22 protein-coding genes are annotated in these 25,130 nt (G+C 70.2%); 17 read left to right on the forward strand and 5 right to left on the reverse strand.

Going from position 1 to position 25,130, the window contains the following annotated elements:
- Nucleotides 1-74 precede the first annotated feature (74 nt).
- Complete coding sequence (locus D7X32_RS12475; protein ID WP_120602755.1) at nt 75-2,684, reverse strand: U32 family peptidase; 2,610 nt, start codon at nt 2,682-2,684, stop codon at nt 75-77.
- A gap of 239 nt (nt 2,685-2,923) precedes the next feature.
- Here D7X32_RS12475 and D7X32_RS12480 point away from each other — a divergent pair, with 239 nt between their 5' ends.
- From D7X32_RS12480 to D7X32_RS12500, 5 genes are all read left to right on the forward strand, one after another.
- Nucleotides 2,924-4,111, forward strand: coding sequence for a heparan-alpha-glucosaminide N-acetyltransferase domain-containing protein (locus D7X32_RS12480; RefSeq protein WP_120602756.1), 1,188 nt, complete (start codon nt 2,924-2,926; stop codon nt 4,109-4,111).
- Nucleotides 4,112-4,195: 84 nt separating this feature from the next.
- Nucleotides 4,196-4,474 carry a glutaredoxin 3 gene (grxC, locus tag D7X32_RS12485; RefSeq protein WP_120602757.1) on the forward strand — a complete coding sequence of 93 codons (279 nt, stop codon included), beginning with the start codon at nt 4,196-4,198 and terminating at the stop codon, nt 4,472-4,474.
- 374 nt (nt 4,475-4,848) lie between these two features.
- Nucleotides 4,849-6,516 (forward strand): right-handed parallel beta-helix repeat-containing protein, encoded by a 1,668-nt coding sequence (locus D7X32_RS12490; protein ID WP_120602758.1) that lies wholly within the window; start codon nt 4,849-4,851, stop codon nt 6,514-6,516.
- Between the two features lie 52 nt (nt 6,517-6,568).
- Entirely contained in the window at nt 6,569-8,527 is a 1,959-nt protein-coding gene (locus D7X32_RS12495) for a PAS domain S-box protein (RefSeq protein WP_171447264.1), read from the forward strand.
- Nucleotides 8,517-10,439, forward strand: coding sequence for a GAF domain-containing sensor histidine kinase (locus tag D7X32_RS12500; protein WP_120602759.1), 1,923 nt, complete (start codon nt 8,517-8,519; stop codon nt 10,437-10,439). The genes D7X32_RS12495 and D7X32_RS12500 overlap by 11 nt, the downstream gene beginning before the upstream one ends.
- Nucleotides 10,440-10,461: 22 nt before the next feature.
- Here the strand turns inward: D7X32_RS12500 and D7X32_RS12505 are convergent, their stop codons facing one another.
- Nucleotides 10,462-11,337, reverse strand: a complete 876-nt coding sequence (locus tag D7X32_RS12505; RefSeq protein ID WP_120602760.1) for a cyclic di-GMP-binding domain-containing protein, MshE-related — start codon at nt 11,335-11,337, stop codon at nt 10,462-10,464.
- A gap of 314 nt (nt 11,338-11,651) precedes the next feature.
- Between D7X32_RS12505 and D7X32_RS12510 the strand changes: the two genes are divergently transcribed.
- The 4 genes from D7X32_RS12510 to D7X32_RS12525 all read left to right on the forward strand — a co-directional run bounded on the left by D7X32_RS12510 (nt 11,652) and on the right by D7X32_RS12525 (nt 14,414).
- Nucleotides 11,652-12,395 carry a MotA/TolQ/ExbB proton channel family protein gene (locus tag D7X32_RS12510; protein ID WP_120602761.1) on the forward strand — a complete coding sequence of 248 codons (744 nt, stop codon included), beginning with the start codon at nt 11,652-11,654 and terminating at the stop codon, nt 12,393-12,395.
- 158 nt (nt 12,396-12,553) lie between these two features.
- On the forward strand, nt 12,554-13,042 hold the full coding sequence (locus D7X32_RS12515; RefSeq protein ID WP_120529975.1) for an ExbD/TolR family protein: 489 nt from the start codon (nt 12,554-12,556) through the stop codon (nt 13,040-13,042).
- An 18-nt stretch (nt 13,043-13,060) separates the two neighbouring features.
- The gene (locus D7X32_RS12520; protein WP_120602762.1) at nt 13,061-13,639 is read left to right on the forward strand and encodes an ExbD/TolR family protein; all 579 of its coding nucleotides are present in this window, start codon (nt 13,061-13,063) and stop codon (nt 13,637-13,639) included.
- Between the two features lie 115 nt (nt 13,640-13,754).
- Nucleotides 13,755-14,414, forward strand: a complete 660-nt coding sequence (locus tag D7X32_RS12525; RefSeq protein WP_120602763.1) for an HAD family hydrolase — start codon at nt 13,755-13,757, stop codon at nt 14,412-14,414.
- Between the two features lie 68 nt (nt 14,415-14,482).
- On the opposite strand, the gene D7X32_RS12530 is transcribed toward D7X32_RS12525, so the two are convergent.
- Nucleotides 14,483-15,610 (reverse strand): fatty acid desaturase family protein, encoded by a 1,128-nt coding sequence (locus D7X32_RS12530; RefSeq protein WP_120602764.1) that lies wholly within the window; start codon nt 15,608-15,610, stop codon nt 14,483-14,485.
- Between the two features lie 357 nt (nt 15,611-15,967).
- On the opposite strand from D7X32_RS12530, the gene D7X32_RS12535 reads away from it, so the two are divergent.
- Nucleotides 15,968-16,174 carry a cold-shock protein gene (locus tag D7X32_RS12535; protein ID WP_120529979.1) on the forward strand — a complete coding sequence of 69 codons (207 nt, stop codon included), beginning with the start codon at nt 15,968-15,970 and terminating at the stop codon, nt 16,172-16,174.
- Nucleotides 16,175-16,266: 92 nt separating this feature from the next.
- Nucleotides 16,267-16,458: a hypothetical protein gene (locus D7X32_RS12540; RefSeq protein WP_120602765.1), complete on the forward strand. Its 192-nt coding sequence runs from the start codon at nt 16,267-16,269 to the stop codon at nt 16,456-16,458.
- A gap of 105 nt (nt 16,459-16,563) precedes the next feature.
- Here D7X32_RS12540 and D7X32_RS12545 read toward each other — a convergent pair whose 3' ends face one another.
- The gene (locus D7X32_RS12545) at nt 16,564-16,785 is read right to left on the reverse strand and encodes a hypothetical protein (RefSeq protein WP_120602766.1); all 222 of its coding nucleotides are present in this window, start codon (nt 16,783-16,785) and stop codon (nt 16,564-16,566) included.
- A 212-nt stretch (nt 16,786-16,997) separates the two neighbouring features.
- On the opposite strand from D7X32_RS12545, the gene espC reads away from it, so the two are divergent.
- Nucleotides 16,998-19,454, forward strand: coding sequence for a serine histidine kinase EspC (gene espC, locus D7X32_RS12550; protein ID WP_167506471.1), 2,457 nt, complete (start codon nt 16,998-17,000; stop codon nt 19,452-19,454).
- 7 nt (nt 19,455-19,461) lie between these two features.
- Here the strand turns inward: espC and D7X32_RS12555 are convergent, their stop codons facing one another.
- The gene (locus D7X32_RS12555) at nt 19,462-20,052 is read right to left on the reverse strand and encodes a YqaA family protein (protein ID WP_120602768.1); all 591 of its coding nucleotides are present in this window, start codon (nt 20,050-20,052) and stop codon (nt 19,462-19,464) included.
- Nucleotides 20,053-20,170: 118 nt separating this feature from the next.
- On the opposite strand from D7X32_RS12555, the gene D7X32_RS12560 reads away from it, so the two are divergent.
- The 5 genes from D7X32_RS12560 (at nt 20,171) to trxA (ending at nt 25,118) form a co-directional block, all read left to right on the forward strand.
- A complete protein-coding gene (locus D7X32_RS12560; RefSeq protein WP_120602769.1) occupies nt 20,171-20,827 on the forward strand; it encodes an LON peptidase substrate-binding domain-containing protein in 657 nt (218 codons plus the stop codon).
- 134 nt (nt 20,828-20,961) lie between these two features.
- On the forward strand, nt 20,962-22,854 hold the full coding sequence (gene nadE, locus D7X32_RS12565; RefSeq protein ID WP_120602770.1) for an NAD(+) synthase: 1,893 nt from the start codon (nt 20,962-20,964) through the stop codon (nt 22,852-22,854).
- A gap of 202 nt (nt 22,855-23,056) precedes the next feature.
- Entirely contained in the window at nt 23,057-24,220 is a 1,164-nt protein-coding gene (locus D7X32_RS46225; RefSeq protein ID WP_208752410.1) for a hypothetical protein, read from the forward strand.
- Between the two features lie 181 nt (nt 24,221-24,401).
- Complete coding sequence (locus D7X32_RS12580; RefSeq protein ID WP_120602772.1) at nt 24,402-24,725, forward strand: FKBP-type peptidyl-prolyl cis-trans isomerase; 324 nt, start codon at nt 24,402-24,404, stop codon at nt 24,723-24,725.
- A gap of 9 nt (nt 24,726-24,734) precedes the next feature.
- Nucleotides 24,735-25,118, forward strand: a complete 384-nt coding sequence (gene trxA, locus D7X32_RS12585) for a thioredoxin (RefSeq protein WP_120602773.1) — start codon at nt 24,735-24,737, stop codon at nt 25,116-25,118.
- The last annotated feature ends 12 nt before the right edge of the window (nt 25,119-25,130 follow it).

The raw sequence follows: 25,130 nt of genomic DNA on the forward strand, positions 1-25,130 counted from the left end.
CCTTGTAAGGGGGGACATCGAGTCTAGGAGTCCGGGCATCGCACGGACAATGCGACCCCGGCGCACACCGTGTCTCAGCGCGCGTTCGCGGCCGGGTGCTTGAGCACCTGCATCGTGCCGCGCGTGACGCCGAACTGTTCGTGCACCGCCGCGCGCTTCACCGCCTCCGCGGGCGACAGCCGGCCCGTGAGCAGCTCCTGATACGCGGTCAGCACGCGCGTGGCCTCCTCGCGCGTCTCGCGCACGAACTCCACGCGGAACCTGCGCACTCCGCGCTCCAGCAGCCGGGGCACCAGCGACGCCGCGCTCTGCGCCTGCGCGTTGAACACCGTGTTGCGGCACCCCACGTCCACGATGACCGGGTGCTCCAATCCCAACCGGTCCTTCAGCGCGATGGCGTGCTTCTCACACGGCCGCCCGCAGGCCTTGTAGTCGCGCCCATTGGACAGCGTGTGTGAATACACGCAGTGCTCCGTATGGAACGTCGCGATGTGGTGATGCAGCGCCACCGCGAACCGGTGCGCCGGCGCCTGCTCCAGCAGCGCGAAGAGCTGGTCCGAATCCAGGTCGTGAGACACCGTCAGCATGTCCAGCCCCAACCCCAGCAGGTGCGCCGCCGTCAGCGAGTTCGTCACGTTGAGCGAGAAGTCCCCGTGCAGCACCGGCCGCGAAGCCCCCGCCGGCTGCTCCAGGAAGTGCATCATCGCGCCCCAGTGGCGCACCAGCACCGCGTCCGGCCGCAGCCGGTCCAGGCGCGTGTCGTAGCCCTCCTCGCCCGGCTTCTGCACGCGCACCGTGGCGATGGTGACGCGCAGCCCCGCCGCGCGCGCCCGCTCCACCGCCTTCTGGAGCCCCACCATCTCCATCCAATCCAGCTCCACCTCGCCCAGCCCCGCCGCGATGACGGCCTCCAACTGCGCTTCATCGCGGCACAGCGGCAGCAGCCGGGGCGCCTCCTCCGCCGGCCGCGAAGCCGCCCGCGCCAGCAATCCCTGACGCACGCCGGCCTCCACCGCCTCCGTGCTCACGGTCCGCGCGGGGCCGCGCTCCACGTCCGCCGTCAGCTCCGCCACCAGCTGCCGCCGCAGCGCCTTCAGCTCCGACACCGGCAGGTGCAGCCCCGGCGCCAGCCCGGACGCGTCCAGCTCCGCCAGGTGGAATGACGTGCCGCCCAGCGCGGCCAGCTTGTCCTTGAGCAGCGCCGCGTCCACGCCCGCGCCTCGCGACGGCGCGAGCAGCGTCGTGCCCACGGCCTCACGCGTGAACCGCCCGGTGCTCATCCGCACGCGCAGCGGCGAGCCCTCCACGCCGGACACCCACAGCGACAGCGGGATGCGGCCCTCGGGCTCACCCTCCGCGAGCAGCTCCCCCGTGCGCCGCGCGAGCGCTGGGTCGCTGTTCAGCCACACGCGCTGCCCCGGCGCCACGCGCCCCAGGTCCGGCCCGGGATGCCCGAAGCCCAGCACCCACGCGTCGCCCTCGCGTTCCACGCGGAAGATGGGGCCGCCCGGCTCGTGCTTGTCCTCCGGTGCGCCCGCGTCGAACACCACGCCCATGCCCGGACGCGGATCCACGTCCGCGGGATCCGGCTCGCCCGTCAGTGGCGCGGACACGTTGCCCGCAGGGGCCTCCGGGCGCTCGTCGCCCAGGCCCAGCGCGCCCGTCCACGGCCGGTCGTCCGGCACCACGAGCACGTCCTTGCCGGACACCGCATGCACCCGGCCCAGGTACAGCCCGCGGTGCTTCGGGAACCGTCCCTCCACCAGCGTCTGGTGGTCGGAGCCCGCCAGGAACCCGTGCGAGAAGCCCCGGCTGTACGACAGCGACATCTCCGCCAGGTCCTTCGCCAGCCGCGCTCCGTCGGGCTTCCCCGCCATCACCCCGTCCAGCCAGCGGCGGTAGCCCTGCACCGTGCTGGAGACGTACTGCGGCCCCTTGAGCCGGCCTTCAATCTTCAGGCTGTGCACGCCGATGTCCGCCAGCTCCGGCACCGCGCGCACGCCCGCCAGGTCCTTGGGGCTGAGCAGGTACTTCACCTCACCCAGGTCGAGCGTCTCGCCGTCCACCACCAGGTCGTACGGCAACCGGCAGGACTGCGCGCACTGACCCCGGTTGGCGGACCGGCCGCCCCAGGCCTCGCTCGTGAGGCACTGGCCGCTCCACGACATGCAGAGCGCGCCGTGGATGAAGACCTCCAGCTCGATGTCCGTCTGCGACGCCAGCCGGCGGATCTCCGCCACCGACAGCTCGCGCGGCACCACCATGCGCGTGAAGCCCAGGCCCGTGGCGAACCGCGCGCCCTCCGCGCTGGACAGCGTCATCTGCGTGGATGCGTGCAGCTCCAACTGGGGACACACCGCCCGCGCCAGCAGCGCCACCGCCGGGTCCTGCACGATGAGCGCGTCCACCCCTGCCCTGGCCACGCCGCGCAGCAGGTGCTCCACCACGGGCAGCTCCGGCTCGAACACCAGCGTGTTCAGCGTCACGTAGGCGCGCGCGCCCGCCCGGTGGATGAGCCCCACGGTCTCCGGCAGCCGTTCGAGCGAGAAGTTCTCCGCGCGAGCCCGCGCGTTGAAGCCTTCGTCGAGCCCGAAGTAGACGGCGTCTGCGCCACTGGCGAGGGCGGCACGCAACGACTCCAGGTCACCAGCAGGGGCGAGGATTTCGGGGCGTCGGACAGACATGCCTCCTTACCTAGCACGGCCTCCCCGGCCACTTCCGCCTTGATGCCTGTCCACCCGCCGGGAGGGCATCCGGCCCACCTGCCACCCAGCCCCGCCCGAGCCGATTCCAGGCCCGGTGTTTGGCGTGACAAGGATTCCAGTGACAAAGGTTTATCTGCTGAATGTTTGTCTTTGATTCGGCCGGTGGTATCACTTGAGGCAGGTGCGCAGGGCAGGCACCCGCCGGGGGCGGGTGGGGGATGCCATTCAGACCGCGCGCCTTCTTCCGAAAGGACTTCCCGATGCAGCGCGAGCAGGTGCCGGGGGCGGGATCCGCCTCGGGGCGGCTGGAAGCGGTGGATGCCATGCGGGGCACGGTGATGCTGCTCGTGTTCCTGTCGCACTTCGCGGATGCGTATCTCTATCCGTTGGGCGGCGAGGCCGCGCACCTGCGCGAGCGGATGAACCTGCTGACGATGATGGCCACGCCCGGCTTCATGGTCATCAGCGGCCTGATGCTGGGACTGCTGCATGCGCGCAGCCGCGACTTCGGTCCGCTGCGCACGCGGCTCCAGCGCCGGGGTCTGTTCCTGCTCACCGCGGGCCACCTGCTCATCGTGCCCACCTGCCGCTTCTGGGCGAACGAGCCGCTGTACCTGCTGCGCATCCTGCCGGTGACGGACACCCTCGGGCTGGCGCTGCTCCTGGGGCCGTGGGTTGTGACGCGGCTGAACGGACGCGCCCGCGCGGCGCTGGGCCTGGGGCTGTTCGCGCTGAGCTGGACGGTGAGCCTGTTCTGGTGGCCGGAGTCGGCCGTGGCGCGCACGCTCAAGGAGGCCTTCTTCGGCCAGCGCGAGCTGTCCGTGCTGCTCTCCAGCTTCCCGGTCGTGCCGTGGCTGGGCGTGTACCTGGTGGGCAGCATGTTCGGTGAATGGCTGGGCACGTGGGGCCGCGCGGACGTGAAGGGCGTGGGTCGGCGCTTCGAGTTCGTGGGCCTGGGCATCGCCACCTTCGGCGGTGGACTGATGGTCATCCACATCGCGGTGCACCACCTGTGGCACGGTGCGGGCCTCAACACGCTGATGGCGCTCACGTCGCAGGCGCAGAAGTACCCGCCGGGGCCCGCCTACGTCGCGCTCTATGGCGGCACGGTGCTCGCGCTGATGGGGCTCTTGATGCGCGCCGAGCAGGCCGGATACCTGTCGCGCTACCTGAAGGCGGCGAGCGTCATCGGCCGGCACTCGCTGCTCGCGTTCGTGCTCCAGTTCTACGTGTACTACGTGGGCCTCTACCTCCTGCGCCTGCACTACACGTCGCTGTGGCCGCTGCTGTTCGTGCTCACCGCCGTGCTCCAGTGGTGCGCCCTCTACGCGTGGGACCTTCGCGGCCGTGCCCGGGAGGCCAGCGCGCGCCTGCCCGCGGGCGTGCCCGTTTCCGGCGCTCGCTGAGGTAAGCGAGCAGGGGAGCGAGCGCCCTCGCGCCGGGTGGCGGACCACGGTCGGCGTCCCCACCCTTCGACGCAGGAGGTCGTGATGCTCGAGGTCGTCATCTACATGAAGCGCACCTGCCCCTATTCGAGGCAGGCCATGGACCTTCTCAACGAGAAGGGCTGCGAGTTCCAGAAGGTGGATATCGCCGCGGACGAAAGGCGGCGCGAGGAGATGCAACAGCGCTGCGGCCGTCACACGGTGCCGCAGATCTTCATCGCGGGCCGCCACATCGGCGGTTGCGATGACCTGTACGCATTGGATGAACGCGGGGAGTTGGATGCGCTCCTTGGCCGCAAGGCCCAGGACTCCACCGCTCCCTGACGCCGTCATCCGCCGTCGCGCTCGGGCCGTGTTCCTCATGCCGGGGGACACGGCCTGGGTGTCTCCAGGGCATCCGCGTCGTCCCTCCGGGCAGTGGCCGTGACCGGCCCCGCGGCGGAACTTGTCGCGCCCTGGGATGGGGCCTCCCGGTGGGAGCCTTGAAGCCCGTCCTGCGAGCGGCGCCCACCCTCCGGCACATGCGCGGGCCGCTGTCGCCAGGCCCAACCGCGCGGATTCACATTCCTGCCTGACCGCCCGGCGACCAGGCGGCGGCGATGTCCACGGCTGACGGGGAATGCCCGGCCCGCGTGGTCCCGTTGCCCGCCGACCCCGCGAGCGCACCCCCGCGCCGTGAACCCTCACAAGGAGTCCACATGCGCTTCCGCCTGACACTGACGACCATCGTCTGCGCCACCGGGATGCTCGCGGGCATCGTCGGCTGTACCGGCAAGGTCGAACCCGCGCCCGCGACAGCCACGCCTCCAGGCACGTCCAGTCCACCCATCGTCACGCCGCCCGGGCGGCCCCAGACGCCGGCCGACGCGGGGACGAGCACGGGTGCCGACGGAGGTGTCGCCACGGATGGCGGCGGCACCCCCACGGATCCGGTGGATCCACCGCCCACGGAGCCGCAGGAGCCCGAACCGCCGCCTCCCGCCGAATCGCAGTACACGCGCGTGCTCTGGGTGTCCCCCAGCGGCAACGACTCCGCGGCGGGCACGGAAGGCCTGCCCCTGCGCACGGTGGCGCGAGCCCTGTCATTGGTGAAGCCCGGTGAGGCGGTGTTCCTCCTGTCCGGCACATGGCGCGAACACGTGCAGCTGACGGAGCGGCAGGGCACGGCGGCCAAACCGCTGACGCTGAGGGCCGCGCCGGGCGCCACGGCCATCCTCAAGGGCGGCTCCATTGGTGAGACGGCGCTGGTGGACGTGAGCGGCGCGTACTGGAACATCCAGGGGCTCACGGTGGACGTGGGCGGCGAGTCCACCTTCGCGGTGATGTGGCGCGGCGCGGGCGCGCACCACGGCGTGCTCAAGGACAGCATCCTGAAGAACGGCACGGAGGGCGCGGGCGCCTACGTGACGGACAAGGCGCACGACGTCCTCATCGAGAACAACGACATCTCCCACTTCGACCAGGGTGACGTGGACAGCCACGGCGTCGCGGTGCAGACCTCCGCGAGCAACGTGGTGGTGCGCGGCAATGACATCCATCACAACTCCGGCGACGGCGTGCAGTGTCTGGGGCCGGAGGGCGGCGCCACCAACCCGGGCACGCCGTTCGACAACCTGCTCGTGGAGAACAACCAGCTCCACGACAACCGGGAGAACGGCGCGGACATCAAGACGTGCACCCGCGTCACGCTGCGCGGCAACACCGTCTACAACCACCGCGCCGTGTCCACCTCCGCGGGCGAGGGCATCCTCGTCCACATGTCCCCGTCCGACGTCACGCTGGAGGACAACGTCTTCTACGCCAACGCGCGCGCCATCCAGATTGGTGGCAACCGCGAGGGCGCGCCCCCCACGCGCGTCATCCTGCGCCGCAACGTCATCCATGACGGCCTGGGTGCGGCGGATGGGGAAGAAGGCACCGGCATCCGCATCGACGCGTCCGTGGACGTGAAGGTGCAGCACAACACCGTGTGGAACCTGAGCGGCGCGTGCCTCATCTTCGGCGCGGGCTCCAACGGCTCGAGCCAGGGCCTGGACGTGCGCAACAACATCTTCGCCGGCTGTGGCATCGCCGCGCGCGGTGGCTCGGGCCGGAGCGGCGCGGTGGTGGACGGCAACCTGTACTACCGGAGCGGCGGCGCGGTGGCCTTCAACCTGGATGGCGCCGCCGTGAGCCTGGCGGACTGGCGCTCGGAGGCAGGCCTGGACAAGCGCTCCCAGGAGCGCGCCCCCGCCTTCGTCGACACGGGCGCGGACGACTACCAGCTGGCGGCGCAGTCCCCCGCGCGCGAGGCGGGCCTGTCGCTGGGGCTGCCCTTCTGCGGCTCGGCGCCGGACCAGGGGGCCTTCGAGTCAGGCTGCCCCTGACCCCCCGGGTTGTGTAGACTCCGGGGCCCCTCGCTCCGGAGTCCTGCGCCCCGTGTCGGCCCCGTCGGAACCCGCCTTCGGCATCGTCCTGGTCCCCCCGGGGTCGGTGGCCCGCGAACCCTTGAACGCCGCCGCCGAGCGCGCGGGTCTGCGCGTGGTGGACAACCCGGACGACGCCTCGCTGGCGCTGGTGGACCTCACCGCGCCCGGCTGCGGCCCCGCGGTGGTGGAGCTGCTCACGTCCCTCAACGGGCCGCACCTCACGCTCATCGCGGTGGTGTCCCCGGAGCCGCGCGGCTTCGCAGCCGTGGACACGCTGCGCCCCGCGGACATCGTCACCCACCAGGGGCTGCCGCACGAGCTCACCTGGCGCCTGCAGCGCGCCGCGGAACGCCACCGCGAGCGCGAGGAGCAGGCCCGCAGCCAGACGGACCTGGCGCTGCTGCTGGAGCTCACCGCGGACTACGCGGAGAGCTCCGACGTGGAAGCGCTCCTGCACGGCGTGACGCGGCGCCTCGCGGAGCAGCTGGACATCGCGCGCGCCACGCTGGTGATGGTGGGCGGCGGCGTGGACGAGGGCGTCATCGTCGCCGCCAGCGACGACCCGGGCATGAAGGACCTGCGCATCGACCTGGCGCGCTACCCCGAAATCCGCGAGGTGGTGCGCACCGGCAAGCCCGTCGTGATGCAGGAGGCCGCCACGCACCCGCTGCTGGGCGACCTGGAGCGCCGGGCCGTGGCCGCGCGAGGCATCCACGCCATCGCCGCGCTGCCCCTGCCCATCCGGGGTCAGGTCCGGGGCGTGTTGCTGCTCCGCGCGGCCGGCCGCAGGCGGGCCTTCAGCACGCGCGAAATCGACTTCCTCACCACGGTGGCCCACGCGACGGCGGTGGCACTCCGGAGCGCGTCGGTGCTCCAGTCCGTGCAGACGGCGCGCCTGGCCGCGGAGGAGAAGGCCGCTTCGTTCAAGCCCTACCAGCTCTTCTTCGCCCACGTGAGCGAGGGCGTGGCCATCCTCGACGACGAGGCCGCCGTGCTGTCGCTCAACCCCTCTGGCGCGACGATGCTGGACACGACCGCCAGCGAGGCGCGCGGCAAGCACCTGAATCAAATCACCCAGCCGGTGGACGACGGCGTGCTGATGGAGCTGGTGACGTCCGCGTCGCGCGGCGAGGCGCGCATGGGCGTGGACGTGGTGGTGCGCACGCCCGCGGGCCGCTGCCTCACGCTGTCCATGTCCGCCGCGCCGCTGCGCGACGAGGACGCGGCCACCATCCTGTCCTTCCGCGACGTGACGCACGCGCGCAAGCTGGAGGACGAGCTGCGCAACACGAAGGACTTCCTGGAGCGGCTCATCGACTCGTCGGTGGACGCCATCATCGCGGCCGACCTGAAGGGGCGCATCATCCTCTTCAACAAGGGCGCGGAGGCCATGTGCGGCTACACCGCGCAGGAGGCCCAGGAGAAGCTCAACGCGCTCCAGCTCTACCCGCCCGGCGTCGCCCAGCGCATCATGGCCCAGCTGCGCGGGCCGGACATGGGCGGCAAGGGCCGGCTGTCGCTCACGCGCCAGGAGCTGATGCACCGCTCCGGTGAGCGCGTGCCCGTGAACATGACGGCCTCCATCGTCTACGAGGGCGGCCGCGAGTCCTTCAGCGTGGGCATCTTCACGGACCTCCGGGACCGGGTGCAGCTGGAGCGCAAGCTGTCGGACGTGGAGAACCGGCTGGAGGAGAGCGAGAAGAACGCCGTCATCGTCGCGCTCGCCGGCACCGCGGCGCATGAGCTCAACCAGCCCCTTACCTCCGTGATGGGCTACGCGGAGCTGCTCAAGCGCAAGCTCAAGGAGGAGGACTTCGCCTGGAGGCCGGTGGACATCATCTACCGCGAGGCGGAGCGCATGGCGGAGATCGTCCGGAAGATTGGGAAGATCACCCGCTACGAGACGAAGTCGTACGTGGGAGCGCAGCAGATCCTCGACCTCGACAAGGCCAGCTCCCATGAAGAGTGAGGTCCGCGCCGTGCGTCCGTCCGGAACCCTGGCCCCCGACGCCTTCCAGGCCTTCTTCGACGCGCTGGACGAGCCCGCCGCCGTCTGCGACGTGTCCCTGCGCATCGCGGCCGTGAACCCCGCGCTGCGCCGCTTCTGCGCGGCGCACGACATCTCCGTGGAAGTGGTGGCGGAGGCCCTGGCGAGCGCCATCGCGCCGGAGGACGGGCAGTCCCACGAGGTCGACCTCGTGCTCCAGAGCGGCACCTCGCTGGTGCTCACCCTGTCGCGCCGCGCGGACACCGTGGCGGTGCGCGCCCGCGTGGACACGGAGATCATCAGCGGCCGGCTCGTGGTCGCGGAGCGGGCCCTGCTGGAGCAGGCGCGCACCGAAGGCGTGCTCCTGGACCTGGGCCGCAGCGTCGCGGAAGCAGGCGGCGAGGAAGAGCTGGTGGCCGCGGTGGCGCGCGGCGTGAAGGAGCTCTTCCCCGGCCGCGCCTTCTGCATCCGCATCGTGGACGCGCGCACCGGCGGCCTCACGTCGCTCTACGCCGAAGGCCGCCTCAAGGAAGGCGCGCACGAACCGCTGGTCCTCTTCCAGCGCTCCGTGGAGAAGACGAACCTGACCGTGACGGCGCTGCCGCAGGGACGGGTGTCCATTTCGGAAGAGGTGCCGCTGCTCTTCCACGGCAGCACCCGCGCGGTGAGCGCGCCCCTGGTCGCGAGCGGCCAGCTCTTCGGCGCCATCAACATGGAGTACCCGGAGGGGCTGGACGCGGACCCCGCGCACGACGAGCGCGTGCTGCTCCAGCTGGCCAGCCAGGTCGCCGTGGCGGTGAAGAACGCGAAGCTCATCGACGAGCTGACGTTCGTTCGCAAGTACCTGGAGGAGCTGCTGGAGAAGGCCAACGCGCTCATCCTGGTGGTGAACCGGGACAAGCAGGTCGTGGTCTTCAACCAGGCCCTGAGCGCGCTCACCGGCCTCTCCAAGGAGCAGGTGTTGGGGAGGGACTTGTCCTCGCTGGTGGCGGACAGCGAACAGCTGCGGCTGGCGCCCGTGCTGGCGGCGGCCATGCGCGGCGAGTCCGTGAACAACCTCGAGACGCGCCTGATCACCCGCGACGGCGGCGAGGTGCGCGTGTCCTTCGCCACCTCCTCCATGCTCACCCAGCCCGGCGAGGTGGAGGGCGTCATCGCCATTGGCCAGGACGTCACGGTGGTGAAGGAGCTGGAGAAGCGCATCATCCACGCGGAGAAGCTGGCCTCCATCGGGCAGCTCGCGGCCAGCGTGGTGCATGAAATCAACAACCCCATGACCGCGGTGGCCACCTACGCGGACGCGCTGCTCCAGCGCTCGCGGATGACGCCGGGCGCGAACCCCGCGGACCAGGAGAAGCTGAAGAAGATATTGGAGAGCAGCCACCGCATCCTGCGCTTCACCCGCGACCTGGTCAGCTACGCGCGGCCCGCGCAGGACCGGCCGGAGCGCGTGTCGCTCAACGCCGTCGTGGACATGGCCGTGGGCTTCTGCGAACACGTCGTGTCCCAGGCCCGCGTCAGCGTGCAGCGCGAGTACGCGAGCGACGTGCCGCCCCTGGCCGCCGTGCGCGCCAACCTGGTGCAGGTGTTCGTCAACCTCATCACCAACGCCTGCCACGCCATGCAGCCCGGCGGACAGGTGCACCTGAGCACCGTGCAGGACGGCACGGAGGCGGTGGTGCGCGTGCGCGACACCGGCACCGGCATCGAGCCGCGCAACCTGTCGCGCATCTTCGAGCCCTTCTTCACCACCAAGCCGGAAGGGCGCGGCACGGGCCTGGGCCTGTCCATCTGCCAGGGCATCGTGGAGAACCACGGCGGGCGCCTCACCGTGGAGAGCACGCTGGGGCAGGGCACCACCTTCACGGTGCGGCTGCCCCTGGCCGCGGACTGACGGGACGTCGGGGTGCCGCGCTTCAGCCCTCGCCGCCCTCGTCGTCCAGCTCGCGCCGGAACTCCTCGTTCGTGAGCAGGCCCTTGCGCGCCATGATGCGCATCAGCGCCCAGAAGCGGCGCTCCAGCTCCTCCAGCCGGTCCGGCTCCTCGCGCGCCGCCTGGCCGAAGAGGTAGTCCAGGTCGTCCAGCACGCCGCCCCCGGACGACGGCGCCCGCGCCTTGCCCTTGTCCGCCGTGCCCGCCGCCGCCGCGCCGCCGCTGCGCTTGCGCTTCGCCTGCTCCTCGCGCTCGCGGATGAGGTCCGCCAGCGACGTGCGCTGCGTCTTCTCCGCCGCCGGCAGCTCCTCGCCGACGATGACCTCCTCGTCGTCGTCCGCCACGGCCGGGCGCGCGGGAGGCGGAGCGGCTCTTGCAGGCGGACGCGCCGGGGTGGGGCGGGGGCCCGTCGCCACGGGGACCTTGTGGTAGTAGCGCAGGATGGCGCCGCGCACGGCGGACAGCGCCGTCACCCGGCCGCTGACCTTCATGCCGCTGGTGAACTCGATCTCCTCGATGGCGGTGATGTTCAGCGGATCCGCCATGGCCACCACCAGCTGGCGCCGGCCGGCCACGGTCTCCAGCGCGTAGGGGAACAGGTCGTGCTGTTCGCAGAAGCGCGCGCGCAGGAAGTGCACCGCCGCCCAGTCCGGCGTGATCGCCGCCAGGTCCACCTGCGGCATCTCCAGGGCCTCACTGAGCGCCTGGGCGAGCGTGGCCTCCGTGATGGCGCCCTGACCGATGAGCGTCACGCCCAGCCGCTGCCGCGTCTGTCGCTGCGCCGCGAGCCCCGCCTCCAACTGGGCAGGGGTGATCGCACCGCGTTCCACCAGCAGCTCACCAATGCGCTTCCGGGCCATGGTTTCCCCGCCTAGCACGGCACTCGAAGGTGCCCAAATCGCTGGCACGCCCGTTGCGCAAGCCGCTGGAAAGGGCCTGTCATGTGCCCTGTGGAGCGACTTGGCAAGCCGCGAGCCAACGCAAAATTCCTGTGAGATTTCAGTAACTAACGCTGAGGGTGCCTGCCTTGACACGCCTGGGAGCGGTTCCTAGACTCGGCGCCACCGTGATCCAAAATTCCTGCCGCTGACCTGGGTGGATGTCCACCCGGCCGGTAGCAGTGCGAAGTGGCCCGCAAGCGCGTGTCGCTCCGCCCATCTGGAGGCATTCCGTGATGAACCTGGGGTTCGCAGCCAATCTGTCCGTCCTCGCCAACGCCGCCGGCGGCAATGAGACCTTCTTGCAGGAACTGGGGCGCCGCTGGGAGTCCGGTCAGGCCGGTATGTACCCCATCGCGGTCTGTCTGGTGGTCGCGCTCTCCATCATCATCGAGCGCAGCATCGTCCTGTTCGGCAAGGCCTCCATCAACAAGGAAGGCTTCCTGCGCGGGCTGAAGAAGCACATCTACGCGGGCGACCTGGACAAGGCCATCAACTACGTGGCCGGCCAGAAGAACACGCCGCTGACCAACGTCATCAAGGCCGGCCTGATGAACGTGCCCAAGGGCCAGGAAGAGGTCCAGGCGGCGCTCGACGAGGCCAGCCTGCGTGAGACGCCCCGCCTGGAGGCGCGCACGGGCTACCTGGCGATGCTCGGCAACGCGGCGATGCTCGCGGGCCTCCTGGGCACGGTGAACGGTCTCATCACCTGCTTCGAGGCGGTGGCGAACGTGAACCCGGCCGACAAGGCGACCATTCTGGCGAACGGCATCTCGGAAGCCATGAACTGCACGGGCTTCGGTCTGCTCACGGCCATCCCGGCGCTGATCGCCTTCTCCGTGCTGATGGGCCGCACCCAGGGCCTCATCAACGACATCAACGAGACCAGCGTCTCCGTGCTGAACCTCATCGTGGCCAACCGCGACAAGTTCAAGAACCTGAACATCCCGGCCTCCGCCCACGCGCACGCCGAGGAGTAGTCCTCCTCACTGCGGCGCCGGGTTGGAACCGGATGTACCGGCGCGTTGTCTGGACGCCCCGAGGCATGGGGAGCACCGGCAGGCGCGCCTTTCCTTCGCAGTCTTCTTGAAACGTCGTTCGTGCGCGAAGAGCGCGGTAGAGCAGGGAGGTAGGCGCCATGGCCGGCGGAATGGATCTGGGCACCGGTGGGAAGGGCGGCAAGAAGCCGCTCGATACCGCCATCAACATGGTGCCCTTCATCGACCTGATGGCAGTGACCATCAGCTTCCTCATCATGACGGCGGTCTGGACCCAGATTGGCCGTCTCCAGGTGTCGCAGGCCGGCGGGGCCTCCACGGACGAGCAGCAGGAGGAGGAGAAGACCAAGACGGTCCAGCTCACCCTCCTGGTGTCGCCCACGGAGATGCGCCTCACCGCCGACCAGAGCGCCTTCGACCCCATTCCCCTCACCCGGGATGACAAGGGCCGGCCGGACCTGACCAAGCTGGTGGCGCGCTTCAAGGAGTTGAAGGCGCAGCTGCCGGACCAGTCCGCCATCACCCTTCAGACCGAAGACCTGGTCCGCTACGAGGACCTGGTCCGCATCATCGACGAGTGCATCGGCTCCGGGTTGCCCCAGGTGTCGGTCTCCGCGGCGATGGGCTAACAGGAGAGCACCCAAGCCATGGGCATCAAGGTTCCCGGTAAGCGGTACGGCAAGCGGCTGGAGCACTCCAAGGTCTTCGGCCACGGCGGTCACGGCAAGAAGAACGGCAACGCGGACCTGCTCATCACCCCGCTCGTCGACATGTTCGTCATCATCGTGCTCTTCCTCATCGCGAACTTCTCCGCGACGGGCGAGGTGCTGATGATGACCAAGGACATCGTCCTTCCCGAAGCGGTCAACGTGAAGGAAGTGGAGATGCACCCGGTGGTGATGGTGTCCAACGACCAGGTCAGCGTGTCGGGCACCATCGTGGGCCGGGTGGAAGACCTCACCAAGGACGAGTACCTCAACATCCCCGCGCTGGAAGAGAAGCTGCGGGACATGAAGAAGCAGTTCGAGGACCTGCACTCCATGGCCGGTGGTGGCGAAGCCTTCAAGGGCGACGTGAACATCCAGGCCAACAAGGACGTCCAGTTCAAGGTCATCAAGCGGGTGATGTTCAGCTGCGCCACGGCCGGCTACAACAACATCAACTTCGCCGTCATCCAGGCCGGTGGCGCCGCGGCCGGTGAGAAGACCGCCGCAGCCACCCCGTAAGGAACAGCTTCGCGGCGGATCCCGGCCGGTTCCGGGATCCGCGCTTTACAAAAGACGCCCTGACCCTGCATGGGTCGGGGCGTTCGCGTTTTTGAAAGAAAGGCTCTTCGCCGTCATGCGCCTGCGCGCCGTGCTCTTCGACCTGGATGGGACGCTGGTGGACTCGCTGGGGGACATCGCCACGGCGATGAACCACGCGCTCGGGCAGCACGGCCTGCCGCCGCACCCGGAGGCCGCCTACCTGCGCTTCGTGGGGGAGGGCGTGGCGAAGCTCGCGGAGCGGGCCACGGGCGGCGCGGCGCCTTCGCTCCAGGGGCAGGTGCTGTCCACCTACCACGCCTACTACGACACCCATCTCTTCGACCGGACGCGTGCCTACCCGGGCGTGGAGGACGCGCTCGTGGAGCTGGCGGCGGAAGGCGTGCGGCTGGGCGTGCTCAGCAACAAGTCCGACGACTTCGTGAAGCGGCTGGCGGCGCGGCTCCTGCCGGGCGTGCGCTTCACGGCTGTGTACGGCGAGCGGCCGGGCATCCCGCGCAAGCCGGACCCCACCGCGGCGCTGGCCCTGGCGGCGGAGCTGGGCGTGGCGCCGGACGCGTGCGGCTTCGTGGGGGACACCTCCGTGGACATGGACACGGCGAAGGCCGCGGGCATGTACGGCGTGGGCGTCACCTGGGGCTTCCGCACGGCGGCGGAGCTGCATGCGCACGAGGCGCGCGCGGTGGTCTCCTCGGCGGGCGAGCTGCTGGCCGCGCTGCGCACCGCGGCCCCCTGAAAGCAGCAAGGGCCGCCTCCTCAAGTGAGGAGGACGGCCCCTGTTTCACCGCGCGGTGGCTTCGTTTCTCAGGCCGCCACGGCGAGCTTCGACTGCTCGGCGACGGCGTCCGCCGCGGGCTGACGGCCCAGCAGCTTGAGCATCCGGTAGTGCGACGCCACGGCGCCCCGGAAGGTCACCGCCTCGATGTAGGGCAGGCCGTGCTCCTGGGCGGTGGCCTTCACGATTTCGCTCAGGGCGGGGTAGTGGATGCTGCACACCTTGGGGAACAGGTGGTGCTCCACCTGGAAGTTGAGGCCGCCCACGTACCAGCTCAGCAGGCGGTTCTTGCGGGCGAAGTTCGCGGTGGTGCGCAGCTGGTGCACCATCCACGCGTCCTCCACCTTGCCGTCCGTGTCCGGCACGGGGAACTCCGCGTTCTCCACCACGTGGGCCAGCTGGAAGACGATGCCCAGGATGAAGCCCGCCGTCATGTGCATGGCCAGCTGCCCCACCACGAACTGCCACCAGGTCACGTCCAGCACCAGCCACGGAATCACCAGCGTCCAGCCGTAGTACACGGCCTTCATCGCCAGCAGGCGGGCCCACTCGGCCGGCGCGTGCTTCTTGTCCTTGTAGGGGCCCAGGTCCTTCTGGAAGAAGTACTTGTAGTCCTTGGCGAACACCCAGAAGACGGTGGTCAGCGAGTAGGCCACGAACGCGTACAGGTGCTGGAAGCGGTGGTACGCCTTCCACTCGCTGTGCGGCGACAGCCGCAGCTGCGGGCTCACCGTCAGGTCCTCGTCCATGTTCTGGATGTTGGTGTAGGTGTGGTGCAGGACGTTGTGGGTGATGCGCCACATGTAGCTGTTCGCGCCAATCAGGTCGAACGCCAGGCCCACCACCCCGTTCACCCGCGCGTTGTCGCTGTAGGAGCCGTGCACGCCGTCATGGCCGATGCAGAAGCCGATGCCCGCGATGGCCACGCCCATCAGCACCGCCAGTCCCAGCATGCCCCAGGCGTTGAAGTGGCCGCTGAGCAGCAGGCCGTAGACGCCCGCCGTGAAGCCCAGGATGGACAGGGCCTTCACGTACATGGCCTTGTTCGCCCGCTGCGAGAGGTTCCGGGTCTCGAAGTATTCAGAGACGCGGCGCTTCAGGTCCTCCGCGAAGGAGGCATCTCGCTGGCCAAAGGTCACACGGGTTGGGTTTGTCACTGGGAGGGACGCCTCGCGGGAGGGGAACGGCGGGAGGTGCTGCGGGACCGGGCGCCTACGATAGGACACGTCCGGGTGGAAGTGTTCAGGGCTGGAAACTATTCCGGAACACCGCGGGCCCCTGGAGGTGTCACCCCTGGCCGCCTGGAGCGTCAGCCAGCAGGAAATGCACCGCCCCGCGAAGGCGTTTCACCGCCAGATCGAGGTTGTTACCTTCGACGACGTGAGGTGGACCGGGAGTGGTTCCCGGCTCGACTTCATGGCTGTTCAGGGCTAAGGCGCGGTCTTCGCCCCAAAATTCGGGGGCGGGCAGTCCGGCGATTTCGCAGGGTTGCCAGTGGGACAAGGAAGCAGATCATGGCAAGTGGTACGGTGAAGTGGTTTAATGATGCGAAGGGTTTCGGGTTCATCACGCAGGACAGCGGTGGTCCGGACGTGTTCTGCCACCACACGGCCATCGTTGCGGATGGGTTCCGCACCCTGGCTGAAGGCCAGAAGGTGGAGTTCGACGTGAAGAAGGGCCCCAAGGGGCTCCAGGCGGAGAACGTCCGCCCGGTCGGCTGAGCCTTCCGGCTCGGCTGCTTTTCACGCATCCACGAGGTCCGGCCTTGAAGGGGCCGGGCCTCTTTTTCGGTCAATGTTTCCCAGGAGGTTCCATGCAGGGAAGGTCCACGAAGCGGCAGAAGGAGATGGCGCGCCAGCAGAAGCAGCGCGAGAAGGACGCCAAGAAGGCCGAACGCAAGACCGAGAAGGATCAGCGTCCGGCCCGCGGGCCGGGCGAAGAGGATCCCGACATCGCCGGCATCGTCCCGGGCCCGCAACCGCTGCCCGACGCGTTCAACACCTGAGTTTGATGAAGCAACACCGCCCCGGCCCATGAGGGCACCGGGGCGGCGGTGGGCGAGGGGCCGGTGGGCCCCTTTTTCATGTCCGCGCTCCAAGGGCGCGCGGGACTAACCCACGCCGTATCTCATCCGCTCCTTGTCCTCCGCGCGGTTGTACGCGGTGGCCGCGGCGATGACGTGGCACACCCAACCGAGGAGGCCGCCCGTGCCCAGCCAGAAGCCGGGCGTGATGATGAGCCAGAAGACCCCGCGCAGGATGTCACCGTTGTAGATCTGCCCCACGCCGGGGATGAAGAACGACAGCAGCGCAGCAAGACCGGGACGCGACATGAGATTCGTTCCTCCTTGTCCCTCATACGGTCCCGAAGGGTGTCCATTGCATCGCCCGCCGGACACCGCCTGCCTGCCGGGCGGGCCTCCCTGCGGATGGGGTGCAACGTCCTGCTGTCCCCGCTAGCATGACGCATGTTCCTCCGGCCCTGGCATCACGGCCCTGAAGGGACGGGGGGGGAGTCATCATCCAAGGTCGTTCCCAGGCCCGTGTGGCGGCGTTCCCGGTCCGGGGCCTCGTGGAGGTCCTTGCGCTGGCGGCGGTGTATCTGCTGGCCGCGCGGGTGGCGCTGTCGCTGGCCGCGGAGCAGAGCCACATCTGTCCCGTGTGGTTGCCCTCGGGCGTGGCGCTGGGCGGGCTCCTGCTGCTGGGCGTGTCGCGCTGGCCCGCGGTGGCGCTGGGCGCGGGGGCGGTGGCGTACGCCATGGGCGTGACCCCGGGCGTGGGGCTGGCCGTGGTGCTGGGCTCCACGCTGGAGGCGGTGCTGCCCGCGCTGCTGTTCCGGCGGATGGAGGGCGCGCGGGAGCTGCACCGCGTGCGCGACGTCGTGTGGCTGGGCGCGGGCGCGGGGCTGGGGGCGCTGCTGGGTTCGGGGCTGGGCACGCTGGGGCTGGTGCTGGGCGGGATGGTGTCCACCACGCAGTGGGGCCCCTCCGGCTGGCTGTGGTGGATGGCGGACCTGCTGGGCATGCTGCTGGTGACGCCCGTGCTGCTGCTGCGCAGGCCCCGGCGCGCGGAGCGCTCGTGGGAAGCGCTGCTGATCCTGGCGCTGACGGCGGCGGTGTGCGTGGGCGTCTTCGCCTTCCCGCGGCCGGGCTCCGGGGCGGCGCACGCGCTGACGTTCCTGCTCTTCCCGCTGATGGCCTGGGCGGCGCTGGGCTTCGGGTTGCGGGGCGCGGCGCTGTCCTCGCTCTCCATCGCGCTGGCGGCCATCGCCGGCACCTCACGGGAATTGGGGCCGTTCTTCACGGCGGACCTGCCGCACCGGGGGCTGGTGGTGCTGCAGCTCTTCATCGGCATCACCACGCTGACGGGCCTGCTGCTCGCGGCGGCGCGCGCGGAGCGCCGTCAGGCCGTGGAGCTGCTGGAGCTCTTGGCCACCACCGTGCGCGCGGTGCACGAGGGCGTGCTCATCTGCGAGGTGCGCGAGTCGGGCGAGCTCCACACCGTCTTCGCCAACGAGGCCCTGTGCGCGCTGGTGGGCCGGCGGCGCGAGGAGCTCGTCGGCGCGGCGCCCGGAGACCTGCTGGTGTCCGGCGACGGCGGAGACCGGCAGCGGCTGGCGGAGGCGCTGCGCGAGGAGCGCTCGCTGCGCGCGGAGGTGGCGCTGACGCGGCCGGATGGCACGCGGGTGTGGAGCGAGATGCAGCTGTCCCCGGTGCGCGCCAACGGCCAGGCCGTGACGCACTTCGTGGCCACCCACCGCGACGTCACCGCGACGAAGGAATTGCAGGCGCGGCTGGTGGCCGCCGAGCGCGTGGCGGCGGTGGGCACGCTGGCCGCGGGCGTGGGCCATGAAATCAACAACCCGCTGGCCTACCTGGCGCTGAACCTGGAGGCCGCCCGGCGCGGGCTCGCGGCGCAGGGCGCGGCGGCTCCGGAGGCCGTGCGCGACGCGCTCTCCAGCGTGCGCGGGGCCCAGGAGGGCGCGGAGCGCATCCGCCTCATCGTGAGGGACCTGCAGGTGTTCAGCCGCGAGGGCGCGCCGGAGCGCGGACTGGTGGACCTGAACGCGCTGGTGCCGCCCGCGGTGCGCGTGGTGCTGCATACCCTGCGCTCGCGCGCGCGGCTGGTGGAGGACTTCGGCCCGGTGCCCCGCGTGCTGGGCAGCGAGGCGCGGCTGGGCCAGGTGCTGCTCAACCTGCTGGTGAACGCCATGCAGGCCATCCCGGAAGGGGACCCCGGCCGCCACGAGGTGCGCGTGCGCACCGGCACGGACGCGTCCGGCCACGCGCGCGTGGAGGTGGAGGACACCGGCGGCGGCATCGCCCCGGACGTGCTGCCGCGCATCTTCGACCCGTTCTTCACCACCAAGGGCAACGACGAGGGCACCGGCCTGGGGCTCGCCATCTGTCAGCAGATCGTCCGCACGCACGGGGGCGAACTGCGCGTGCACAGCGTGCCGGGCCAGGGCACCACCTTCACGCTGCTCCTGCCGCCCGCGCCCGTGCAGAGCGCGGGGAGTCCGCCGCTGCATGCCGTGGCGCGCGGCGCGGGGGATTCAGGGCCGGGGACGGCGGCCTCCGGGCGGAAGGGCCGCGTGCTCATCGTGGACGACGAGCCCCGGCTGGCGCAGTCCATGCGCCTCTTGCTGGAGCCTGGCCACGAGGTCGTCACCGTCACGCGCGGCGAGGACGCGCTGGCGAGGTTGGCCGCGGGCGAGTCCTTCGACGTGGTGCTGTGTGATTTGCAGATGCCGGGCATGGACGGCATCGCGGTGTACCGCCGGCTCCAGCAGGAGGCGCCCGCGATGGTGCAGCGGGTGGTGTTCATCTCCGGCGGAGCGTCGTCGCCCGAGGCGCGAGCGTTCGTGGAGACGGTGGCCCACCGGGTGCTGGAGAAGCCGGTGCGCCCGGACGTGCTGCTGGCCACCGTGGAGGCGGTGCTGGAGGGCAGCCCCCCGGAGGTGACGCCGCGCGGCGCGGTGGGCGGTACGCGCCGCGGCTAGGCGCGCGTCAGACGCGCAGCCACTTGCGGGCGGTGGGGCCGAAGAAGCGCACCACGCTGCCCACCAGGAAGAAGCGCACCGAGCGGCCGATGACGGACGCCAGCAGGAAGCGCTCCAGGGGCACCGACACCAGGCCGCTGCCAATGGCGACGATCTTGAACGGCGTGGGCAGGATGGAGCACAGCAGCGCCAGCACCCAGAAGTTGCGCCCCAGGAGCTCGCCCACCGTGCCGGACACGCCGAAGCGGTCCACGCGCACGTCCAGGTCGATGTGCAGCAGCTGGGTGATGCCCTCGCCCAGGCCCGCCCCCAGCCCATAGCCGATGAGGCCGCCCACGAGGCTCGCCAGGGTGCCCAGGAGGCAGTAGCGCACCCACTTCTTCGGCTGGGCGAGCACCATGGGCACCAGCACGGCGAAGGGCGGGATGGGGAAGATGGAACCATCCACCACCGACACCGCCATCATCGTGGCGAGCGCATGCGGGGTGGAGGCGGCGGCCTCCACGCGCAGGTACAGCCGGCGGTACCAGGACAGCTTCGGGGCGTCAGCGGCCGGGGAGGCCGGGGCGGGAGGCGAGGAAGGCTCTGTAGGAGACATGCGGGGGCGCACCCTAGCGGAACCGGGAGCCCTTGCCACCGGGCCCCCGGGCCCGGATGCCTGCCTGATTGGAATGCGCCCCATGCCCCGGGGGCTTACACACGGGGGAAGGGTGACCATGACCGCACAAGAAACCGTGGAACGCGCCGCCATCGCGCTGAAGGTGTTTCCCCTGCCGTCGGCGGTCCTGTTTCCGCACACCGTGATTCCCCTGCACATCTTCGAGCCGCGCTACCGGGCGCTGGTGAAGGACGCGCTCGCCACGGACCGGGTGCTGGCGCTGGGCCAGCTGGAGCCGGGCTGGGAGGGGAACTACGAGGGCCGTCCGCCGCTGCAGTCCCTGATGTGCGCGGGCGTCATCGTCTGGGACGAACAGGTGGAGGACGGGCGCTACAACATCCTCCTGCAGGGCGTCAGCCGGGTGCGGATGGTGGAGGAGCTGACCCCGGGCACGCTCTACCGCCAGGTGCGCGCCCAGGTGCTGGTGGATCCGCACTACACGGGGCCGGAGGAGGAGCAGCTGCGCCAGGCCGTCTTTGAACTGGCCGGCCGGGTGCCGCCCTCGTTCGCGGAGAGCCTGCTGCCGGTGGCCGCGCGCGCCGGTGGCGGCATGCTGGCGGACGTGGTGGCGTCCGCGCTGGTGCCGGAGCCCGGACGGCGGCAGGAGCTCTTGGGAGAGCTGGACGTCCGGCGCCGCCTGGAAGAGGTGCTGGGGGACGTGAGCGACCTGCTCGGCCAGCTGCAGCCGATGCGCCCCAGCGGGCCGCTGAACTAGCGGCGGAGCTCGGAGCCTGGGGCCCTGGGGAACTGAACGGCCAGGGCCCCAAGGCCGCATCATCCGCTTGCCCTGGCCCCCCCAGGCGCGCATTGCTCGGGGGCCTCACGCCTTCTCAGGGAGAGCGACGCACCATGCGGCTCGTGAAGATTGGCATCGCCAGCGTCAACACCACCGTGGGCGCCTTCCAGGCGAACACCGACAGGGTGCTGGACCTGGCGAGGAAGATGGCGGCGGACGACGTCACGCTGGGCGTCTTCCCCGAACAGGTCATCGCCGGCTACCCCGCGGAAGACCTGGTCCAGTGGCAGGGCTTCATCGACCACCAGTGGCCGGAGCTGGAGCGCTTCGCGAAGGAGACCGCGTCGCTGCCGCTGGTGAGCATCCTGGGCGTGGCCGTGGCCCTCCAGGGCGTGCGGCTCAACTGCGCGGCGGTGGTGGCGGGCGGCAAGGTGCTGGGCCTGGTGCCGAAGGAGAAGCTGCCCACGTACAACGTCTTCTACGAGGGCCGCACGTTCGGCCACGGCCAGCCGGGCATGGCGGAGAGCCACCGGGGCGTGCCGCTGGGGGACTACCTCTTCCAGTTCGACTTCGGCACGCTGGCGCCGGAGGTGTGCGAGGACATCTGGAGCGCGGATGGCCCCATGCGCCGGCGCGCGTACTCCGGCGGCGAGCTGGTGGTGAACCTGTCCGCGTCCCCCTTCCGGCTGGGCTTCTGGGAGACGCGCCGCGAGCTCATCGCCACGCGCGCGTCCGACCACCAGGTGACCATCGCGTACGCGAACGCGGTGGGCAGCAACGACGGCCTCATCTTCGACGGCGGTGGCTTCGTCAACCAGAACGGCCGCCACGTGCTGGAGACGCCGCGCTTCCAGCAGGGCTTCAGCTCCGCCGTGGTGGACCTGGACCGCACGCTGCGCCTGCGCACGGAGAACACCACCTGGCGCGTGGACCGCGAGGACTGGGTGACGGCCGGCGGCAGGAAGGTGCCCACCCTGGACTGCACGCAGGCGGTGAAGACGCAGCGCCAGAAGCTGACCTATCCCGTGCCCGCGCACCGCAGCTTCTTCCTGCCCGCGCCGGACACCCGCCGCACCGCGCGCGTGGCGCTGTGCGAGGACATCCTGGACGCGCTGTCGCTGGGCGTGGGCGACTACTTCGAGAAGACGCGCGCCTTCAAGCTGTTCGGCATCGCGCTGTCGGGCGGGCGGGACTCGCTGCTCACGCTGCTCATCGCGCACCGGTACGCGAAGCGCGCGCGGCCGGACAACCCGGGCTCGCTCATCCAGGCGTTCTACATGCCCAGCCCGTACTCCAGCCAGCAGACGCGCGACGCGGCGGAGACCATCGCGCGGGAGCTGGGCGTGCCCTTCCAGGTGGTCTCCATCGAGGAGGCCTTCGAGCGGGAGAAGGCCGCCGCCCAGACGATGCTGGGCGAAGCGAAGCTCACCCCCATCACCGAGCAGAACATCCAGGCCCGCATCCGCGCCCAGCGCATGTGGAACTGGAGCAACTCCTGCGGCGGCCTGTTCCTGCAGACGGGCAACATGAGCGAGAAGTCCGTGGGCTACACCACCATTGGTGGCGACCTGATGGGCGCGCTCGCGGTCATCGCCAACGTGCCCAAGACGGTGGTGATGTACCTCTTGGACTACCTGCAGGAGACCACCGGCTACGAGGGCATCCGCAAGGTGCTGGCCAAGCCCGCGGGGCCGGAGCTGGCGCATGATCAGGTGGGCGAAGAGGAGCTGATGCCCTTCCCCATCCTGGACGCGTGCTTCTACCTGCACGCGGGCGAGAAGCTCACCCCGTCGGAGATGCGCACCGCGCTCACCGCCATGTTCCCGGAGGTGGACGCGGACAGGCTGGGCGGGTACGTGGACCGCTTCGTGCGCCTGTTCCATCAGTCCATCTACAAGTGGGTGCAGGCGCCGCTGTCGCTGCACATCGGCAACCTGGACCTGGACCGCGAACGCGCACTGCAATTGCCTGTCGTCACGGGTGCCGCGTGGCTGCGCGGCGCGTGACGAATGGCTTTTCAGCGTCTGTCTTTGACGGTGGACAGGGGGGCGTACAAGCCCTCCGCCTCCGTGAAGTGGCTCTGAAACCACGCCTTCCCCCCTGGAGGGCGGGCGGGCAGGTCAGCTGTCCGTGATGACTTGAGCAAGGCTTGCCGGATGTCCCTCGCACGACAACCTTCATGTCAGTCAGTCGACGATGGAGGGTTGGATGAAAGCGAAGATTCTGGCGGGCGCCATCGCGGCGCTCATGTATGGGACGGGCGCGGGTGCGGCGGAGAAGGATTGCCCTCCAGGGCAGGCCGCAGTCCCCAAGGACACGCAACACAAGGACAAGACGGCACAGGCGCCGGTGGGGGAGGTCCAGGAAGAGGACCTCACCATCGAGGAGGCGCCGGTGGATGAATCGCTTCAGGGCACGGGCGGCAGCGGCCAGTCCGGGTCGATGGATGAGTCCTCCAAGAGCAAGGACCTGAGCACCACCAGCCAGGGCGTGAGCAGCCCCAGCGTCAGTGGCACCGGAGGCAGCGGCGCGGTCTACCTGAACATGCCGCTGCGCTGCGAGCCGGTGGATCAGTCAGGAATGGGTGGCAGCGGCGCCAGTGGCATCACGCCGCAGAGCCAGCCCCCCGCGCCGCCGCCGCCTCCCGCGGCGGAGCCTCCCGCGCCTCCGCCTCCGCCTCCGGCCGGCGGGAACAGCGGCGGCATGAGCCAGAGCGACAGCTCGATGTCCAGTGAGCCGGCCACGGGTGGCAGCGGCGTCGCCGCGCCGTCCTCGGCCACGGACTTCCGGCCTGCCGCGACGTCTGAGGACATCCAGCCGTTGGAGGTGGAGAAGAAGAGCAAGAACAAGAACAAGGGCCTGACGCTCCTCATCGGTGGCGGTGTGGAAGGCTACACCGGCGCCCTGGCTCCGCAGATTGCCCCCGGTCCCTCCGCGGCCGTGACGGCGTCGCTCAAGCCGACGTCCGTGCTGGGTGTCGAAGTCGGCTACTCCGGTGCCTTGAACAACATCAAGGACGCGGGCGCCTTTGGTGCTGACAGCGGCCCGGACCTGGTGCGCAACGGTGGCCAGGCGGCCCTGACGCTCGCCATCGCGCCGTCGGCGGTGCAGCCGTACCTGCTGGGCGGCATCGGCATCAGCAACTACCACTTCCGCGGCGGTGAGGCGCTCGGCTACAGCGACGACACCGTGGGCAACGTGCCGGCGGGCGTGGGCGTGCGCGGCCACTTCGGCCACTTCACCGCGGACCTGCGTGGCTACTACAACTTCCTGTTCGACAAGCAGTTCGCCCCGGACATCCAGCCGGGTGGGAGCGACCCGTCGGGCGGTGGCAGCTACACGACCACGCTGAACGTGGGTGGCACGTTCTGACCTGAAGCTTGAAGTCACGGCCTCCATGGCAGGAGCTGGCGGCGGGGTGTCCGGAATCATCCGGAGCCCCGCCGTCACTTTTTTATTCCGGCCGGGGGATGGGCTTTCAGGGAGGCGGGAGGCTGCGCCCGGCGTTAGAGTGCGCATTTTTCCATGGCGGATTCCCGCCAAGGAGCCTGGCATGAGCTTGAAGACGGAAGACGTGAAGGTGGGAACCGGCGCGGAAGCGGTCGCGGGCAAGCGGGTCACGGTGCACTACGTGGGCACGCTCACCGACGGCAAGAAGTTCGACAGCAGCCGGGACCGGGGCCAGGGCTTCACCTTCGGGCTGGGCGCGGGCCAGGTCATCCAGGGCTGGGACCAGGGCGTCGCGGGCATGAAGGTGGGCGGCATCCGCAAGCTCACCATCCCGCCCGAGCTGGGCTACGGCGCGCGCGGCGCGGCCGGTGTGATTCCCCCCAATGCCACCCTCCTTTTCGAGGTGGAGCTGCTGGAAGTTCGTTAGGAGGACCTCATGGCGACGGTCGAAATCACGAAGGACAACTTCAAGGAGACGGTGGGCAAGGGCGGCATTGTCGTCCTGGACTGGTGGGCGACCTGGTGTGGTCCGTGCCGCTCGTTCGCGCCCATCTTCGAGAGCACCTCCACCAAGCACGCGGACATCGTGTTCGGGAAGATCGACACCGACGCGCAGCCGGAGCTGTCGGGTGCTTTCGAGATCCGGTCCATTCCCACGCTGATGGTGTTCCGGGATGGCATCCTCCTGTTCGACCAGCCGGGCGCGATGCCGGCGGCGGCACTGGAGGACCTCTTGCGGCAGGTCCGCGCGCTGAACATGGACGACGTGAAGCGCGAGGTCGAAGCGCAGCGCGCCGCCAAGGAAGCGCCCAAGGCCTGACGTCCCGCCGGG

This window comes from Corallococcus carmarthensis, from assembly GCF_003611695.1.
GTDB lineage: Bacteria > Myxococcota > Myxococcia > Myxococcales > Myxococcaceae > Corallococcus > Corallococcus carmarthensis.

What these genes read in the sequence shown, in the direction of transcription:
- D7X32_RS12475 (WP_120602755.1), bottom strand. Translation starts at nt 2,684, where the DNA reads ATGTCTGTCCGACGCCCCGAAATCCTCGCCCCTGCTGGTGACCTGGAG.
- D7X32_RS12480 (WP_120602756.1), top strand. Translation starts at nt 2,924, where the DNA reads ATGCCATTCAGACCGCGCGCCTTCTTCCGAAAGGACTTCCCGATGCAG.
- grxC (WP_120602757.1), top strand. Translation starts at nt 4,196, where the DNA reads ATGCTCGAGGTCGTCATCTACATGAAGCGCACCTGCCCCTATTCGAGG.
- D7X32_RS12490 (WP_120602758.1), top strand. Translation starts at nt 4,849, where the DNA reads ATGCGCTTCCGCCTGACACTGACGACCATCGTCTGCGCCACCGGGATG.
- D7X32_RS12500 (WP_120602759.1), top strand. Translation starts at nt 8,517, where the DNA reads ATGAAGAGTGAGGTCCGCGCCGTGCGTCCGTCCGGAACCCTGGCCCCC.
- D7X32_RS12505 (WP_120602760.1), bottom strand. Translation starts at nt 11,337, where the DNA reads ATGGCCCGGAAGCGCATTGGTGAGCTGCTGGTGGAACGCGGTGCGATC.
- D7X32_RS12510 (WP_120602761.1), top strand. Translation starts at nt 11,652, where the DNA reads ATGAACCTGGGGTTCGCAGCCAATCTGTCCGTCCTCGCCAACGCCGCC.
- D7X32_RS12515 (WP_120529975.1), top strand. Translation starts at nt 12,554, where the DNA reads ATGGCCGGCGGAATGGATCTGGGCACCGGTGGGAAGGGCGGCAAGAAG.
- D7X32_RS12520 (WP_120602762.1), top strand. Translation starts at nt 13,061, where the DNA reads ATGGGCATCAAGGTTCCCGGTAAGCGGTACGGCAAGCGGCTGGAGCAC.
- D7X32_RS12525 (WP_120602763.1), top strand. Translation starts at nt 13,755, where the DNA reads ATGCGCCTGCGCGCCGTGCTCTTCGACCTGGATGGGACGCTGGTGGAC.
- D7X32_RS12535 (WP_120529979.1), top strand. Translation starts at nt 15,968, where the DNA reads ATGGCAAGTGGTACGGTGAAGTGGTTTAATGATGCGAAGGGTTTCGGG.
- D7X32_RS12540 (WP_120602765.1), top strand. Translation starts at nt 16,267, where the DNA reads ATGCAGGGAAGGTCCACGAAGCGGCAGAAGGAGATGGCGCGCCAGCAG.
- D7X32_RS12545 (WP_120602766.1), bottom strand. Translation starts at nt 16,785, where the DNA reads ATGTCGCGTCCCGGTCTTGCTGCGCTGCTGTCGTTCTTCATCCCCGGC.
- D7X32_RS12555 (WP_120602768.1), bottom strand. Translation starts at nt 20,052, where the DNA reads ATGTCTCCTACAGAGCCTTCCTCGCCTCCCGCCCCGGCCTCCCCGGCC.
- D7X32_RS12560 (WP_120602769.1), top strand. Translation starts at nt 20,171, where the DNA reads ATGACCGCACAAGAAACCGTGGAACGCGCCGCCATCGCGCTGAAGGTG.
- nadE (WP_120602770.1), top strand. Translation starts at nt 20,962, where the DNA reads ATGCGGCTCGTGAAGATTGGCATCGCCAGCGTCAACACCACCGTGGGC.
- D7X32_RS46225 (WP_208752410.1), top strand. Translation starts at nt 23,057, where the DNA reads ATGAAAGCGAAGATTCTGGCGGGCGCCATCGCGGCGCTCATGTATGGG.
- D7X32_RS12580 (WP_120602772.1), top strand. Translation starts at nt 24,402, where the DNA reads ATGAGCTTGAAGACGGAAGACGTGAAGGTGGGAACCGGCGCGGAAGCG.
- trxA (WP_120602773.1), top strand. Translation starts at nt 24,735, where the DNA reads ATGGCGACGGTCGAAATCACGAAGGACAACTTCAAGGAGACGGTGGGC.